We start from the raw sequence: 15,664 nt of genomic DNA on the forward strand, positions 1-15,664 counted from the left end.
GACACGCAAAGCCGCACCACCCAATCCCCTGGCTGCACCCAGCCGGCGCGCAGCTTATAACGAGGGGTATGAAACCTCTCATCAACGTCCTGGCAGCGATCGCTCTCGTCACCTGGGGAGCCGGTGTCGTCGCCGAAGTGCTCACGCTCTATACCATCAACTACCCGCCCTTCCAATATCAGGAGGGCAACGAGGTCAAGGGCATGATGCCGGCGATCGTGAAGGAAGCCTTTCGTCGTAGCGAGCGCGACGTGACCATCGAGGTCATTCCCTGGCCACGGGTGCTGCGCGCGGCGCAAGACGGCGAGGTGGACGGCCTGTTCACGGTGTTCAGAACCGCCGAGCGCGAACGCTATCTGGACTACTGCCACGAATCCCTGATCGACCAGCACATCGTGATGTTCGTCAAAAAAGACAGCCTCGCCGTCGCGAAGAACGGTAACGCCGCACTGGCCGACTTGCGGCTGGGGCTGGTCAACCAGATCAGCTACGGACCGATCTTCGACCAGCAGGTCAAGGCCGGCAAATACCAGAAAATCGAGATGTCGAACAATTTCGAAGAGGCGGTCAAGAAATTCGGCGCCGCCCGCTTCGACGTGCTGGTGGCATCCGAGTACGTCGGCAAGTTCTACCTGCAACGGCAGAACCTGCTGGGCCAGGTCAGGCAACTGCCGCAGGTTATCGACACCGTGCCGAGTTACCTCGCGTTCTCGAAGGCACGCCGCAAAAACTCGATATGCGAGGTGTTCGATAAAGTGCTACGGGAAATGAAGCAGGATGGGAGCTATCAGGCGATTATGGATAGCTATATCAGACGGCTGTTGAGGTGAAACGCAGGCCGTAGGATGGGTGGAGCGAAGCGTAACCCATAAATGCTATTCGCCACCCACATCCTCATCAACACCGCACCAATCCGGCGGATAAATACCGGCTTTCACATAACGGCGAAACGACGAGAATGGCCAGTCCGCCACACGCGACACCAAACCGTGTTTCAACGGGTTGCGATGGATATAATCGACATGGCGGGCAAAGTCGTTCTCATCGCGCAAGGTATGCTCCCAATACCGCCGCTGCCACACACCCCTCTCCCCTTTGCCGATACGGCTCGCGGAAGGCACCAGCAAATCACCGACACACCGGGAAAAACCGGCTTTGATACGCCTCCAACGCTCCGGATACGCCGTATCCCCCTCCGGCAAAGTCCAGATACAGTGCAGATGATCCGGCAACACCACCACCGCCGGCATCTCGAAGGGAAAATCACGTTTGACCGTACGAAAAGCCTCGCGCAAATGATCGACGTGCCGCACCAAGGCATCCGAGCGGCGGTCCACCAAAGCCACCGTGAAGAAATAACAACCGCCCGGTACATAATGGCGGCGGTAATTGCTCATCGGATACCCCCGTAAGATGCTTTCGTAGGATGGGTGGAGCGCAGCGCAACCCATCACGACAAGAGCGCCTTTTATTGATGGGTTACGGCGCCAGCGCCTTCACCCATCCTACGTGCTACACGCCATGCGTTGCTACGGGGTACGCGGCCAGCACCCACAGTACCTTGTTCTGTGATATGAAGTGCGTCCTTAAGACCCTGCAGTGGTAGGCATGGTCTTTCCCATCGGAGCTCCTTGCAAAGCTCTGCCCCGTTTAAACCTCTCAATTTTTTCATAAAAATCAAAATGCAGATAGATAGAAATCACAAACAAAAATAACTGCACCCAGTAAACCCAAACTTGAATTGGGCTCTTTATAAGAACAACAGCCAAAACAATCGATGATATTAGCAACAGTGCCACCAAAACTGTGACGACCAAAGCTGCACGATCTGGTTCAACCTGACCTTCAATACTAGCAACCTCACTCACAAACTTTGCCACAAGCTGCCCATAGAGAATAGTTGCCGCAAACCCAACCTCTGATGAATAAAACGTCTTTTCTATTGCACCATCGCCGGATACCGCATTTACCATAAGAAAAACACAAAAAGGCAATATTATGAAAATAAAGTCAATTAATGCAGCCTTACTTAGATTAGCTTTAATCATACAACACCCCCAATCTCTTTAACTGCAAATTTCTCCTTAATACCTTTACCTTTAATGCTACGCATCTTTGAAACAATTAGATCAACCACCAACTTCGTACCAGGCGGCACACTGATATGCCCACGCTGAAAACCTTGAAGCCATTCCTCATTCATAATTTTGGCCACGATGACCCTACCTTCATACACAAAGGACCAAGCAGACCTATCAATATATTCCGGCTTCTTCACCTCTAATGTTTGAGCCTGTCTAACTTCAAAGCTCTCCTCTCGATACAAAATATCATCCACATAATATTCATTTACCCTAGCAATCCCGGAAACTGAAACACACTCATCATTCGCTGCTATTAAAACTTTATGCCCATCAGGAAAACCTTTCAAAAGCTTCGCAACCTTAAGTGCATCAGATAAAAGGATTTCAGGGTTAACAATTTCACCATCAATCAATGCAAACTGGCTCATTTCCTTATTGATATCATCAGAAGCCGATATCAAACGCTGCATATCAGGCAACTCCACCCCATCAAAAACATCAAAAAGCGAAAACGATGACTTCTGAGCCACATCAACGTCCTCACCCTCATGAGAGGGAAACACATCCGAAAAAAGAGAGCCCGTATCAAAGCCATAAAGCTTATACCTTAAACCAGTTTTACCAGGCGCCACTCTTCTTAGAAAGATTTGGTTGGCTCGTTCAAATGCAGCAACAGCCTTTTGATATGCCATGAGGAAACGTACGGCATCAAACTCTCCTGGTTCATACTGTGCATATATCCCAACATGCCTAGGCATCAACTCAGCTATCAAATTATTAAATGCAGTATTTTCACCCAAAATGACTCTCCATTGTCATTATCGGCAATCAAAAAATACCCCTCTAAAAGAGGGGTAAAATTAAAATTAACCCAACTTCGCCAACTGCCCCTTCAGCTTCTCCAGCCTGTCGCTGAACTCGGCCAGTTGTGCCTTGTCGCGCTCCACCAGATGCGCCGGGGCCTTGTCGACGTAGCCCGGCTTTTCCAGCTTGGCCGTGAGCTTGGCCAGTTCGGCCTCGACCTTGCCGATTTCCTTGGTCAGGCGGGCGGTTTCGGCGGCCTTGTCCACTTCCACCTTGAGCATCAGGCGGGCGTCGCCGCTGATCGCCACCGGGGAGTCGTCTTCCGGCAGCTTGGCCAGCAGCATGCCATCGGTGAGGCGGCACAAGAGCTTGAGGTAGGGCACAAAGTCGGCCAGCGTCTGGTCGGCGGTTTCGATGAACAGCGGCGCCTTCACGGCCGGGCCGATGTTCATCTCGCCGCGCAGGTTGCGCACGGCGTTGACCATGTCCTTGAACGCTTCCATGCGCGCGTTGGCTTCGGCGCTGATCTTCTCGGGCACCGCCACCGGCCAGGCCGCCAGCATGATCGAGTCGGTCGTCCGAGCGTTGGCGAGCGGCGCCACGGTCTGCCACAGCTCTTCGGTGATGAAGGGCATGATCGGGTGGGTCAGGCGCAGCGCCACTTCCAGCACGCGCACGATGGTGCGGCGGGTGGCGCGCTGTTGCGCTTCGTTGCCGTTCTGCAGTTGCACCTTGGCGAGCTCGACGTACCAGTCGCAGTACTCGTTCCAGATGAACTCGTAGATGGTCTGGGCTGCGAGGTCGAAGCGGTAGGTTTCCAACGCGTTGGTCACATCGGCTTCGGCCTGCTGCAGGCGGCCGATGATCCACTGGTCGACGAAGCTGTATTCCAGCGGCAGGCTCTCATCCTGGCCGCAGTCCTTGCCCTCGACGTTCATCATCACGAAGCGGGTGGCGTTCCACAGCTTGTTGCAGAAGTTGCGGTAGCCTTCGGCGCGCTTGAAGTCGAAGTTGACCGAGCGGCCGAGCGTGGCGTAGCTCGCCATGGTGAAGCGCAACGCGTCGCTGCCGTAGGCCGGGATGCCTTCCGGGAACAGCTTCTCGGTGGCCTTGGCGATGGACGGGGCCTTTTCCGGGCGGCGCAGGCCGGTGGTGCGCTTCTCGATCAGAGGCTGCAGCGGGATGCCGTCGATCAGGTCCACCGGGTCAATCACGTTGCCCTCGGACTTGGACATCTTCTTGCCTTCGTGGTCGCGCACCATGCCGTGGATGTACACGTCGCGGAACGGCACCTTGCCGGTGAAGTGGGTGGTCATCATGATCATGCGCGCCACCCAGAAGAAGATGATCTCGTAGCCGGTCACCAGCACTTGCGACGGCACGAAGGCGCGCAGCTCCGGCGTGTCTTCCGGCCAGCCTAGCGTGGAGAACGGCACCAGCGCGGACGAGAACCAGGTGTCGAGCACGTCGTCGTCGCGACGCAGGGTCTTGCCCGGCGCCTTGGCCTGGGCTTCTTCCAGGCTGCGGCCGACGTAGACCTGGCCGTCTTCGTCGTACCAGGCCGGAATCTGATGGCCCCACCAGAGTTGGCGGCTGATGCACCAGTCCTGGATGTTGTTCATCCACTGGTTGTAAGTGTTGACCCAGTTTTCCGGGATGAAGCGCACCTGGCCGGATTCGACGGCGTCGATGGCCTTCTCGGTGATGGTCTTGCCGGTGGCGTCGCCCTCGCCCACCTTGGTCATGGCGACGAACCACTGATCGGTCAGCATCGGCTCGATCACCGAGCCGGTACGGTCGCCGCGCGGCACCATCAGCTTATGCGGCTTCACTTCCACCAGCAGGCCCTGCGCCTCGAGGTCGGCAACGATCTTCTTGCGTGCCTCGGAGGTGTGCAGGCCGGCGTAGGCGGCCGGCAGCTCAATGGTGCCCTGCGCCGAGCCGTCGAAGCCGAACACCTGGGCCTTGTCGAGGATGGTGGCTTGCAGGCTCATCACGTTGACGAGCTGGGTGTTGTGGCGCTTGCCGACCTGGTAGTCGTTGAAGTCGTGCGCCGGGGTGATCTTGACGAAACCGGTACCGAAGGCGGCGTCGACGTAGTCGTCGGCGATTACCGGAATCTGGCGGCCGGTCAGCGGCAGCTCGAGCATCTTGCCCAAGAGGTGCTGGTAGCGCTCGTCGGTCGGATTGATGGCCACGGCCACGTCGCCCAGCAGCGTCTCCGGGCGGGTGGTGGCGACCACCACGGTTTCATCGCTGCCCACCACCGGGTAGCGGATGTGCCACATCGAGCCGTCTTCTTCCTCCGACAGCACTTCGAGGTCGGACACGGCGGTGCCGAGCTTCGGATCCCAGTTCACCAGGCGCTTGCCGCGGTAGATCAGGCCCTGCTCGTAGAGGCGCACGAACACTTCGGTGACCACGTTGGCACGGGTCTCGTCCATGGTGAAGTACTCGCGGCTCCAGTCCACCGAGCAGCCGACGCGGCGCATCTGCTGGGTGATGGTGCCGCCGGATTTTTCCTTCCACTCCCACACCTTGTCGATGAACGCCTCGCGGCCCAGATCGTGGCGGCTCACGCCCTGCTCGGCCAGTTGGCGCTCCACCACGATCTGCGTGGCGATGCCGGCGTGGTCGGTGCCTGGAATCCAGGCGGTGTTGTCGCCCTTCATGCGGTAGTAGCGGGTCAGGCCGTCCATGATGGTCTGGTTGAAGGCATGGCCCATGTGCAGGGTGCCGGTGACGTTGGGCGGCGGCAGCTGGATGCAGAACGATGGCTTGTCGGAATCCATGTGCGGCTGAAAATAGCCGGCGTTTTCCCAGATGGCGTACCAGCGGCGTTCGATGTCGCCCGGTTCAAAGCTCTTGGCGAGTTCCATGGTCTGAATTCGTGTCCGTGAGGAAAGCAGAAAAATAGTGTCGATTATAAACCGAATCGGCCCACCTTCGGAGTACTACTATGTTATTTGGACAGCATGAGCCGATTGGCGTACTCTTTTGAGCTTAAAAGCCAAAACAACAACATTTTGAAGCGATTGCTTTTTATAAATGACAATCGCCAATGAATCCACTTATGAAAAACCCTAAACGCGTACTGGTTATCGAGGACAGCACCATGCTGATCCGTCCGGTGTGCCGCATGGTCGAAGAGCTGGGCTTCGAGGCCGAGCCGGTGCAGAGTCTCGCCGAACTGCAAGAGAAACTGGTGGACGGCGCGCACTTCAGCGCGGCTGTGGCGGACTACTGCCTGCCGGACGCCCCCAACGGCGAAGCGCTGCCCTTGCTGCTGAGACGCGGCATCCCCACCATCGTCCTGACGGCGTATAGCGACCAGGCCACGCGGGAAGACATCCTGAGCATGCCGGTGGTGGACTACATCCCCAAGGACAGCCCGTCGGCGCTCGATTACCTGATGCGTATGCTCAAGCGCGTCGACCGCAACCCGCAGATCAAGGTGCTGGTGGTGGACGACTCGCACACCACCCGCTCGCTGCTGCGCGACTACCTGCAGCGGCAGCTGTACCAGGTGCTGGAGGCGAGCGATGCCGAAGAAGCGCTGCAGATCCTGCGCCAGGAGAGCGACGTGAGGCTGGTGCTGGCCGATTACGGCATGCCCGGCATGGACGGCGCACAGATGACCAGCGCCATTCGCCGGCTTTACACCCACACCCGGCTCGCCATCGTCGGCATCTCGGTGCAGCAGGACAAGACCATGACGCCGCGCTTCCTCAAGGCCGGCGCCGACGACTACCTGCAAAAACCGTTCACCTTCGAGGAGTTCACCTGCCGCATCACGCGCAACGTCGAGTTCGTCGAAAACCTGATGACGCTGGAACACCTGGCCCACGCCGACCCGCTCACCGGCCTGTCCAACCGCCGCCACCTGTTCGAGCAGGTGCAGCAGGTGCGCGGCGCCTACGGCATCGCCATCCTCGACATCGACCATTTCAAGCAGATCAACGACGGCTTCGGCCACGACGTCGGCGACATCGTGATCCAGCACCTAGCCGACCGCTTGCGCGAGCATTTCCCGCGCGCCATCGTGGCGCGCTTCGGCGGCGAGGAATTCGTGGTGCTGATGAAGCGCGATGCCGCTCACCCGCTGGCACAGCGGCTGGAGGAGCTGCGCCAGGACGTGGAAAGACAGGTGGTGGACAGTCCCAAGGGGGCGGTCCGCTACACCATCAGCATCGGCATGGCCGCCGCCACGGCACCGGACGTGCGCGAACTGCTGAAGCTGGCCGACGAGCGCCTGTACAAGGCCAAACAGGGCGGGCGCAATCGCGTCTGCGCCAGCTGAGGTACAGTCAGGCCGCGCGCTGCAGCACCCAATCCAGCGCCCTCGTCGGCAGCAGCCGCTTCAAATGCCAGAACAGCTTGGTCGGGAAGGTCACCCGGTAGCGTGCCGCCGGTTGCCTGCTCTGCAAGGCCTCGAGCACCGCGTCCAGCACCGCTTCGGGCGGCAGCGTGAACGGCGCGGCATGCCCTTCCTTCTTCAGCCGCACCAGCTGCTTTTCATACGAAGCGCGGTGCGCGCTGTGCTCGATGTCGACGTTCTTCAGGAAATGCGTTAGCGCGTTGGGCCGGAATCGGCTCTCGATCGGCCCTGGCTCGACCAGCGAAACGAAGATCCCCGTGCCCTCCAGTTCCAGCCGCAAGGTGTCGCACAGCCCTTCCATCGCGTACTTGCTGGCGTTGTAGGCGCCGCGGTACTTCATCGCGGCGAAGCCCAGCACCGAACTGTTGAACAGGATGCGGCCATGCCCCTGGTGGCGCATCGACGGCAGCACCGCATTGGTCAGCTCCCAGGCACCGAACAGATTGGTCTCGAACTGCTCGCGCAGCGCCGCGCGGGTGATGTCCTCGGCCGCGCCGGGCTGGCCGAAGCCGGCGTTGTTGAACAGCGCGTCGAGCGTGCCGCCCGTGCGCAGCAACACCTCGTCGACGGCGGCGCGGATCGAGGCCGAATCGTCCACGTCCAGCCGCAGGCATTCCAGCCCCTCATCGGCCAGCCGTTGCACATCCTGTGGCTGGCGGCAGCTGGCAAACACGCGCCAGCCGCGCGCCTGGAGCCCCTTGGCCACGGTATAGCCGATGCCGCTGGAGCAGCCGGTGATCAGAATGCTGGGAAGAGCCATGAAAACAAAATCCTGTGTGACAAACCAGACCAGCCGCGTTGCCGGCATCAAACCGGCAACGGGCGTGCCGATGATAGCGAGAACGGCACCCTAAATTGACCGCACGGTGCAAGCCCATGGCGGCCGGGCCCCGAATAACCCTGCGGAGTGTACTACAGCCCGTAGCCGGCACGTGCGGATGGAATCGTTCCAGCCTCCCTCATAGGACACCCGGAAGAAGGGGCTTGGCCGTTATCGAGGCCATGCCTGACGGCCCAAACCGGCCATTCACTTTAGGGATGATCCGCATAAGATTAAAAGTGATCGGCCAAGAAGTCGTCGACATGCCCGCCAACCGGGTGGACCAGCCCCCGCCCCTCTCCCACTTGGCCCGAGCCGTGACCCGAGGCGGCCACTCATCCACTGCATGATTTCCGCGCCATCAGGCGACACCGGATAAGGAGACGTTCGAGATGCAGCTCATCACTCAAAAAATCGATAAGCCGGAAGCGATCAACTTCATTTTTGGTCAGACGCACTTCATCAAGTCAGTCGAGGACATCCACGAAGCGCTGATAGCGGCCGTCCCTGGCATCAAGTTTGGCGTGGCCTTCTGCGAAGCCTCCGGCAAATGCCTGGTGCGCTGGTCCGGCACCGACCCCGCCATGATCGAACTGGCCCAGCAGAATGCGCAAGCCGTTGCCGCCGGCCATTGCTTCATCATCTTCCTCGGCGAGGGATACTATCCGCTGAACGTGCTGAACACCGTCAAGATGGTGCCCGAGGTTTGCCGCATTTTCTGCGCGACCGCCAATCCCACCGAGGTGATTCTCGCCGAGACGGAACAGGGGCGCAGCGTGCTCGGCGTGGTGGACGGCTTCTGTGCCCATGACATCGAAGGCGACGACGACATCCAGTGGCGGAAGAATCTGCTGCGCCAGATCGGCTACAAGCTATGAGGGAAAGCGATTCTGATCAGCATGGAAGCCTTCCTAAAAGCGTTGACGGTGGGTGGCGCGGCGTGTGCCGCGCTGCTGGGCAGCGTGTTTGTGCTGCAGGGCTACCTCCTCTATTTCCCCGAAATGGGACGGCAGATTCTGCGGACCCCCAAGGACGTCGGGCTCGACTATGAAGAGGTGTGGCTGACGACGGAAGACGGGGTCCGGATCGAGAGCTGGTATATCCCCGTGCCGGCGGCGCGCGGTGCGGCGCTCCTCGCCCATGGCAACGCCGGCAACATCTCCCACAGGCTGGACTACGCTCCCATGTTCCACCGCCTCGGCTACTCCCTGCTGCTCCTCGAATACCGCGGCTACGGCCGCAGCGAAGGCAAGCCAAGCGAGGAAGGCACCTACGCCGATGCCCGCGCCGCCTGGCGCCATCTCGTGGAGGAGCGGGGAATCCCGCCCGAACGCATCGTACTGGTGGGCGAATCGCTGGGCGGAGCGGTCGTCGCCCGGCTCGCCGTCGCCGAGCGCCCGGGGGCGCTGGTGCTCGCATCGAGCTTCATTTCGGTGCCCGAGCTGGCGGCGGAGCTCTACCCCTGGCTGCCGGCGCGGTGGCTAGCGCGCTACCGCTACGACACGCGGGAAGCTCTCGGCCGCGTCTCGAGCCCGGTGTTGATCGCCCACAGCCGCCAGGACGACATCGTGCCGTTTCGCCACGGCGAGACGCTGTTTGCCGCCGTCAAAGGACCGAAAGCGTTCGTGGAGATGACCGGTGGCCATAACGACGGTTTTCTGTTCATGCGGGAGACCTGGCGCGCGGAACTGGGGAGCTTCCTGGCGCAGCATCTCCCGGCGGGAGCCATGAAGACGCCCCCAAACGCCCTCCATAATTCCTCTTGACTGGTATGGCATGAGTATCTATAGCTTTACCAAGATATCGGCATAGCAGGGGAGACGGTCCTGGGGAGCCACGCCACGGCGAGGCTTCTGCGGGTCGCATCCCTTCGAGATGCTGCCGGTTCCGGTCGATTCCGCCTGGTGCCGCCATGCCGGTGCCCGGCCCTTTGTGACAAGCCCAAGGTCATACGACCGTTCCGAAAACATCCGTATTAAAGGCAAACCCGTCGAAAGGCGGGGGCGCAAAGTCACCGGTCTAAGGGGTGGACACCCTATGATAGCGGGATTGCCGGAAATGAAGCCGCCTCGTCCTTTCACGACGCCTGCGCGGTTCGTGCCCCCTACCCCATGTCCTTCCCCTCGTGCCGGCGTTCGAAGTCCGCGGGCGCCGCCTATCGCCCGTGAATCCAGGAGGACCCGCCATGCGTCCGACTGCGGCTCCCGCTCCCGCTCCTGAAGACACGTTTTCCTGCGCGCAGTGTCCGTTCCGGGCTGAAAGAGGCGCGACCATGTGGGGCAAGTTGCTGTCCGGCCAGCATCGCCCGTTGCTGGCCGCCCTGCTCGCCTTCTCCGCCCTGTTCGGCATGACGCTGTGGCTGTGGGCGAGCGCCACGGAAGAAGCCATCCACACCGCCCGTGCCCGCTTCAATTTCAAGGTGAACGAGATCGAGTTCGCCGTTCAACAGCGCCTGCTGGCCTACGAACAGGTACTGCGCGGGGGCGTCGGCCTGTTTGCGGCGAATGACGAAGTCAAGCGTGATGAATGGCGCACCTATGTCGGCACCCTCGCCATCGGTCACAACTACCCCGGCATCCGTGGCATCGGCTTCTCACGGCGTATCCTGCCTCCCGAACTGGCTACCCATGTTCAGGCGGTACGCGCGGAAGGCTTTCCGCACTATGCCCTACGGCCTGCGGGCGAGCGCTCGGAATACACTTCGATCGTCTATCTCGAGCCCTTCGACTGGCGTAACCAGCGCGCCTTCGGCTACGACATGTTCTCGGAGCCGGTACGCCATGAGGCGATGGTACGCGCGCGCGACACGGGACAACCGTCGATCTCCGGCAAGGTCCAGCTGGTGCAGGAAACGAAACAGGCCGTGCAAAACGGCTTCCTGATGTATCTGCCGGTCTACCGGAACGACACCCCGCTGGGAACGGTCGAGGAACGCCGCGCCGCCCTGCTCGGCTACGTCTACGCACCGTTCCGCATGAACGACCTGATGCAAGGCATTCTCGGTCGCAACGCGCTGCCCGACATCGACCTGGATATCCACGACGGCCGCGACGACTCGTCGCAGAGCCTGCTGTTCGACAGCTCACCCGAACATCTGCACGAGCGCGACGCGTCGGTGTTCTATGCGACGTCGGTGATCGAATTCGCCGGCCGCCACTGGACGCTGCACTTCGGCTCGTTGCCGGCCTTCGAGAGTGCCATCGATCAACAGAAGCCGCGCCTGATCCTGCTCGGCGGGCTGCTGATCAGCGCGCTGTTCGCTGCCTTCGTCTGGTCGTCGTCGCTCAACCGCCAGCGCAGCCGGGAGGTTGCTCACGTCAATCGCCGCCTGCAAAGAGAAATCGCCGAACGCACCCAGCTCGCGCAGGAGTTGGAACAGGCCAAGGAGACCGCCGAGGCGGCCAACCGGGCAAAAAGCGCGTTCCTGGCCAGCGTCAGCCATGAGCTGCGCACGCCGCTCACCCTGATCCTGGCACCGCTGGACGAGCTGAGGAGTGCCAAAACCCCGCCAGACCAATGGCACGAGCAACTGGCGCGGGTGCAGCGCAACGCGCTGATGCTGCTCAACCGCGTCAACGATCTGCTGGACTTTTCCAAGGCCGAGGCCGGCAAATTCGACGTGCGCTGGGAAACCATCAACCCCACAGCGGTGCTGGCCCCGATCGCCGAAGATACCGCCGCCGTCGCCCAACGCAAGGGCTGTACCCTCGACTGGCACATCGACCCCGCGCTCGACACGGTATGCGTAGACCAGAACCACTTCGAAAAAATTGTGCTGAACCTCCTGGCCAATGCACTCAAGTTCACCCCTGCCGGAGGCTGGATTCGCCTTGAAGCCACGGCGCGAGACGAGCAGTGGTTCCAGTTGGAGGTGACCGACTCGGGCATCGGCATCGAGGAGGACAAACTTCCCCTGCTGTTCACCCGCTTCCAGCAAGTGGATAGCTCAAGCACGCGCCAGTACGGCGGCACCGGCATCGGTCTCGCCCTGGTAAAGGAGCTGGCGGAACTGATGGGGGGGCATGTCGGCGTGGAGAGCACGCCGGGGAAGGGCTCCCGGTTCTACGTGCAACTACCGCGGACGGTGCAACCAATGGCGACGGTGGCCACCGGCGACCATGAAACCACACAGCCGGCAGACGGCAAGGCACGGGCCGCACTGCGCCGCGCCCGCTTCGGCGAGGGGCTCGCCGAAACCAGAGGAACGATGGGCGCCCCCTGCCCCGGCACAAGCACCACGGCACAACGACCCCACGTGTTGGTGGCGGACGACAATCCGGACATGCGCGACTACCTCGCCCGGCTGCTGGGCGACGACTACCAGGTCCTCGTCGCCGAAAACGGCCTGGAGGCGTGGCACTTGCTGCAGGAACAGGCTATCGACGTGGTGGTTTCCGATGTCATGATGCCGGCCATGGACGGCCTCGAGCTGGTCAGCCGGATCAAGGCAACCCCCGAGCTCGCCCACCTGCCGGTCATCCTGCTCACGGCCCGCGGCGGTGCCGAGGCCTGCGCGTCGGGCCTGCAAGGCGGTGCCGACGATTACATCTGCAAACCCTTCGCACCGCAGGAACTCCTGGCCCGCGTACAGGCCGCACTGCGCATGAGCCGGCTGCAGCAGCAATTGCGCGACAAGACCCGCGAGGCGGGTCTCAACATGCTGGCCACGGGTATCCTGCACAATCTCGGCAATGCACTCGTCGGGATCAACGTTGCCTCGGCGACCATCGAGGAGAAACTGCGCCGCTCCAAGCTGGCCAAGCTGCAGCGGCTTGCCGGGCTGCTCCCGGCCCCGCCAGAAGAAGCCGTGACCGCCACGGCCCCACGAGAAGCCATGCAGGCCTATCTCGCCCGGCTCACCGAGCACCTGCAGGCGGAGCATGAGGCCCTGCTCAGCGAGGTAGAGACCCTCAGAACCTGTACCGAGCATGCCACGGCCGTCATCGCCTCCCAGCAGAGCATGACCGGGATAGCCCAGGCGCCGCGCGAGCGGCTTGCCGCGGACAGCCTGATGGAGATGGCGCTCAAGCTCGGCCAAAACACCTGCGACCTGCGCCGCATCGAGATCCGGCGCGACTACCAAAGCAGCGCGGCAATGCTGGTCGATCGCCACAAGGTGCTGCAGATTCTGCTGAACCTGCTTTCCAATGCCTGCCATGCCCTGCACGACCGCCACGATGGCAGCGGCTGGATCGAACTGCGTACCGTGCAGACCGAAACCCACGTCCGGCTGGAGGTAAGCGATAACGGCATGGGCATCGAGGCGCACCACTTGTCCACCCTGTTCGACCAGCGCTTCACCACCAAGGCCGATGGCCACGGCTACGGCCTGCATTCGAGCGCCAACTGGGCCCATGAGCTGGGAGGAGACCTCGCCGCTCACAGCGATGGCCCTGGCTGCGGCGCTCGCTTTACGCTGGAATTGCCCCTGGCACCACACGACGAAGCCATCTCCCCCCTGCCTTCTTGCGCTACCCACGGCGTGGCGCAAGCATTCGAGTGAGAGCCCCTGACATGGTCCATCTTGATACACGCGATGAGCCGACGCTGCAGCCGGCGCCCCCGGTCGAACATCAGCCAGCCACCGTGGGGCCGGCGCCAATCGGCACATCTCCGCTGACGCCGCACACCGACATGCCCGGAAACAGCGGCCTGGCGTGCGCGGTGCGGCCAAGGATTCTCGTCATCGACGACAACCTGTCCGTGCTGGCCCTGTTCAACAAGATTCTGGCCGGGGAGGACGACGAGAACGATGCGGCGCTCGAAGCGCTGGAGACCGCAGTGTTCGGCGCCAGCGAAGCGGCGCCGCCAGCCTTGCCGCGCTTCTCGGTCGATCTGGCGCAGAGTGGCGCCGCGGGGCGCGAACGGGTCCGACAGGCTCGGCAGGAAGGCAGGCCCTACGCCGTGGCGTTCGTCGACATGCGCATGCCCGGCGGCTGGGATGGCCTCAAGACCATCGAAGCACTATGGCAGGCGGACCCCCAACTGCAGGTGGTGATCTGCACCGCCTATAGCGATCATTCCTGGGATGCCATCACTACCCGGCTGGGACGCACCGATCGCCTGTTCTTCCTGCGCAAGCCGTTCGAGCCGATCGAGGTGCTGCAGTTCGCCTACGCGCTGGCGGAGAAGTGGGCTTTGCAACGCGAACGCGAGCTCAGGCTGAACGACCTTGAGCAACGGGTCGCGGAGCGGACACATCATCTGCAGGCTGCACTACTGGACCGCGAGGCCTACGAGCGGGAGCTCTACCATTTGGCGACGCACGACACCCTGACCGGCCTGCCCAACCGCAAGCAGTTGGACCAGCACTTGCTCCAGGCAATCGAACGGGCCAGTTGTACAGGACAACGGCTGGCCATCCTGTTTCTCGACCTGGACCGTTTCAAATACATCAATGACAGCCTGGGACACAAGGCCGGGGATGAGCTGCTGAAGATGGTCGCCGCCCGTCTTGAAGCGGCGGTGCGCAAGACCGACCTGATTGCACGGCTCGGCGGCGATGAGTTCGTCATCGCCATTTCCCATCTGGCCCACATGGAAGACGCCGGCAACGTGGCACGAGCGATACGTGCCGCGCTCGCCCAGCCGTTTGAGGTGGAAGGGCACGAGCTGTACGTCAGCGCCAGCATCGGCATCAGCGTGTACCCCGAGGATGGCGAGGACTGTGAGTCGCTGCTCAAGCACGCGGATGCGGCCATGTACCGGGCCAAGTCGGGCACCGCCAACGGTGTCCAGTTCTTCGTGCGTGAAATGTCCCACCAAGCGCGAGAGCGCGTGGACCTGGAAAGCTCGCTGTGCCATGCCCTGCAAGCAGGCCAATTCGAACTCCATTACCAGCCGCGAGTGGCGCTCGGCAGCGGCGCCGTGGTCGGTCTCGAGGCCCTGGTCCGCTGGCACCGCCCCAGCTTCGGCCTGGTACCGCCCAATGGCTTCATTCCGCTGGCGGAGGAGACCGGATTGATCGTGGGCCTCGGCGAGTGGGTACTGCGGACGGCCTGCCGGCAAGCGAGGGAATGGCATGCGCTGGGTTACCCCGAACTCTCCATCTCGGTCAACGTTTCCGCGCGGCAGTTCCGCCAGTCGGACCTGCCCCGGACCATCCGCACCGTTCTCACGGAAACCGGGCTTGCGCCACACCATCTGGAACTGGAACTGACGGAAAGCACCATCATGGAACGCAGCGAGACGGTGAGCCAGGCGCTGAATGAAATCAAGGCCCTGGGGGTCCGGCTGGCCCTGGATGACTTCGGTACAGGTTATTCCAGCCTCAGCTACCTGAAACGCTTTCCCTTCGACGTCGTGAAGATCGACCAGTCTTTCATCCGGGATGTCACCGATGACAAGGACGATGCCTCGCTCACCCAGGCCATCATCAACATGGCGCGCGCGCTCAGGCTCAGGACCGTGGCCGAAGGAGTGGAAACAGAAGAGCAGCTGGGCTTTCTCACTGCCAGCCAATGCGACGAGATCCAAGGCTATTTCTTCAGCCGGCCCCTGTCGGCCGACCGCATGAGCGCCCTCTTGCACACCGGTAAACGCATTCCTCTACAGGCATCTACTGCAAGGTGACGCCCG

Annotated in this window: 11 protein-coding genes and 1 riboswitch; of the genes, 6 read left to right on the forward strand and 5 right to left on the reverse strand. The window is 61.5% G+C overall.

Going from position 1 to position 15,664, the window contains the following annotated elements; all coding sequences use genetic code 11:
• The first annotated feature begins 68 nt into the window (after positions 1-68).
• The gene (locus PSEMAI1_RS0112495; RefSeq protein ID WP_024303197.1) at positions 69-830 is read left to right on the forward strand and encodes an ABC transporter substrate-binding protein; all 762 of its coding nucleotides are present in this window, start codon (positions 69-71) and stop codon (positions 828-830) included.
• A 45-nt stretch (positions 831-875) separates the two neighbouring features.
• On the opposite strand, the gene PSEMAI1_RS21360 is transcribed toward PSEMAI1_RS0112495, so the two are convergent.
• The 4 genes from PSEMAI1_RS21360 to PSEMAI1_RS0112510 all read right to left on the reverse strand — a co-directional run bounded on the left by PSEMAI1_RS21360 (position 876) and on the right by PSEMAI1_RS0112510 (position 5,767).
• Complete coding sequence (locus PSEMAI1_RS21360; RefSeq protein WP_084612689.1) at positions 876-1,397, reverse strand: transposase; 522 nt, start codon at positions 1,395-1,397, stop codon at positions 876-878.
• Positions 1,398-1,586: 189 nt separating this feature from the next.
• Positions 1,587-2,048, reverse strand: a complete 462-nt coding sequence (locus PSEMAI1_RS21810) for a hypothetical protein (RefSeq protein WP_156943130.1) — start codon at positions 2,046-2,048, stop codon at positions 1,587-1,589.
• Entirely contained in the window at positions 2,045-2,884 is an 840-nt protein-coding gene (locus PSEMAI1_RS0112505) for a hypothetical protein (protein ID WP_156943131.1), read from the reverse strand. Before PSEMAI1_RS0112505 ends, PSEMAI1_RS21810 begins: the two co-directional genes overlap by 4 nt.
• Positions 2,885-2,950: 66 nt before the next feature.
• A complete protein-coding gene (locus PSEMAI1_RS0112510; protein WP_024303200.1) occupies positions 2,951-5,767 on the reverse strand; it encodes a valine--tRNA ligase in 2,817 nt (938 codons plus the stop codon).
• Positions 5,768-5,961: 194 nt separating this feature from the next.
• Between PSEMAI1_RS0112510 and PSEMAI1_RS0112515 the strand changes: the two genes are divergently transcribed.
• A complete protein-coding gene (locus PSEMAI1_RS0112515; RefSeq protein WP_024303201.1) occupies positions 5,962-7,188 on the forward strand; it encodes a diguanylate cyclase in 1,227 nt (408 codons plus the stop codon).
• A 7-nt stretch (positions 7,189-7,195) separates the two neighbouring features.
• On the opposite strand, the gene PSEMAI1_RS0112520 is transcribed toward PSEMAI1_RS0112515, so the two are convergent.
• Complete coding sequence (locus PSEMAI1_RS0112520; protein WP_024303202.1) at positions 7,196-8,026, reverse strand: SDR family oxidoreductase; 831 nt, start codon at positions 8,024-8,026, stop codon at positions 7,196-7,198.
• Between the two features lie 452 nt (positions 8,027-8,478).
• Between PSEMAI1_RS0112520 and PSEMAI1_RS0112525 the strand changes: the two genes are divergently transcribed.
• The 4 genes from PSEMAI1_RS0112525 (at position 8,479) to PSEMAI1_RS0112540 (ending at position 15,658) form a co-directional block, all read left to right on the forward strand.
• Positions 8,479-8,964 (forward strand): adenosine-specific kinase, encoded by a 486-nt coding sequence (locus PSEMAI1_RS0112525; RefSeq protein WP_024303203.1) that lies wholly within the window; start codon positions 8,479-8,481, stop codon positions 8,962-8,964.
• Between the two features lie 21 nt (positions 8,965-8,985).
• Complete coding sequence (locus PSEMAI1_RS0112530; protein ID WP_024303204.1) at positions 8,986-9,852, forward strand: alpha/beta hydrolase; 867 nt, start codon at positions 8,986-8,988, stop codon at positions 9,850-9,852.
• Positions 9,853-10,056: 204 nt separating this feature from the next.
• Positions 10,057-10,143, forward strand: a riboswitch (cyclic di-GMP riboswitch).
• Positions 10,144-10,358: 215 nt separating this feature from the next.
• Entirely contained in the window at positions 10,359-13,589 is a 3,231-nt protein-coding gene (locus PSEMAI1_RS20920) for a CHASE domain-containing protein (RefSeq protein ID WP_024303205.1), read from the forward strand.
• A gap of 11 nt (positions 13,590-13,600) precedes the next feature.
• Positions 13,601-15,658 carry a bifunctional diguanylate cyclase/phosphodiesterase gene (locus PSEMAI1_RS0112540; protein WP_024303206.1) on the forward strand — a complete coding sequence of 686 codons (2,058 nt, stop codon included), beginning with the start codon at positions 13,601-13,603 and terminating at the stop codon, positions 15,656-15,658.
• Positions 15,659-15,664: the final 6 nt, after the last annotated feature.

It is taken from the genome of Pseudogulbenkiania sp. MAI-1, assembly GCF_000527175.1.
GTDB lineage: Bacteria > Pseudomonadota > Gammaproteobacteria > Burkholderiales > Chromobacteriaceae > Pseudogulbenkiania.

Bases quoted from the DNA above. Each gene is read 5' to 3' on its own strand.
- PSEMAI1_RS0112495 (WP_024303197.1), top strand. From the start codon at position 69: ATGAAACCTCTCATCAACGTCCTGGCAGCGATCGCTCTCGTCACCTGG.
- PSEMAI1_RS21360 (WP_084612689.1), bottom strand. From the start codon at position 1,397: ATGAGCAATTACCGCCGCCATTATGTACCGGGCGGTTGTTATTTCTTC.
- PSEMAI1_RS21810 (WP_156943130.1), bottom strand. From the start codon at position 2,048: ATGATTAAAGCTAATCTAAGTAAGGCTGCATTAATTGACTTTATTTTC.
- PSEMAI1_RS0112510 (WP_024303200.1), bottom strand. From the start codon at position 5,767: ATGGAACTCGCCAAGAGCTTTGAACCGGGCGACATCGAACGCCGCTGG.
- PSEMAI1_RS0112515 (WP_024303201.1), top strand. From the start codon at position 5,962: ATGAAAAACCCTAAACGCGTACTGGTTATCGAGGACAGCACCATGCTG.
- PSEMAI1_RS0112520 (WP_024303202.1), bottom strand. From the start codon at position 8,026: ATGGCTCTTCCCAGCATTCTGATCACCGGCTGCTCCAGCGGCATCGGC.
- PSEMAI1_RS0112525 (WP_024303203.1), top strand. From the start codon at position 8,479: ATGCAGCTCATCACTCAAAAAATCGATAAGCCGGAAGCGATCAACTTC.
- PSEMAI1_RS0112530 (WP_024303204.1), top strand. From the start codon at position 8,986: ATGGAAGCCTTCCTAAAAGCGTTGACGGTGGGTGGCGCGGCGTGTGCC.
- PSEMAI1_RS20920 (WP_024303205.1), top strand. From the start codon at position 10,359: ATGTGGGGCAAGTTGCTGTCCGGCCAGCATCGCCCGTTGCTGGCCGCC.
- PSEMAI1_RS0112540 (WP_024303206.1), top strand. From the start codon at position 13,601: ATGGTCCATCTTGATACACGCGATGAGCCGACGCTGCAGCCGGCGCCC.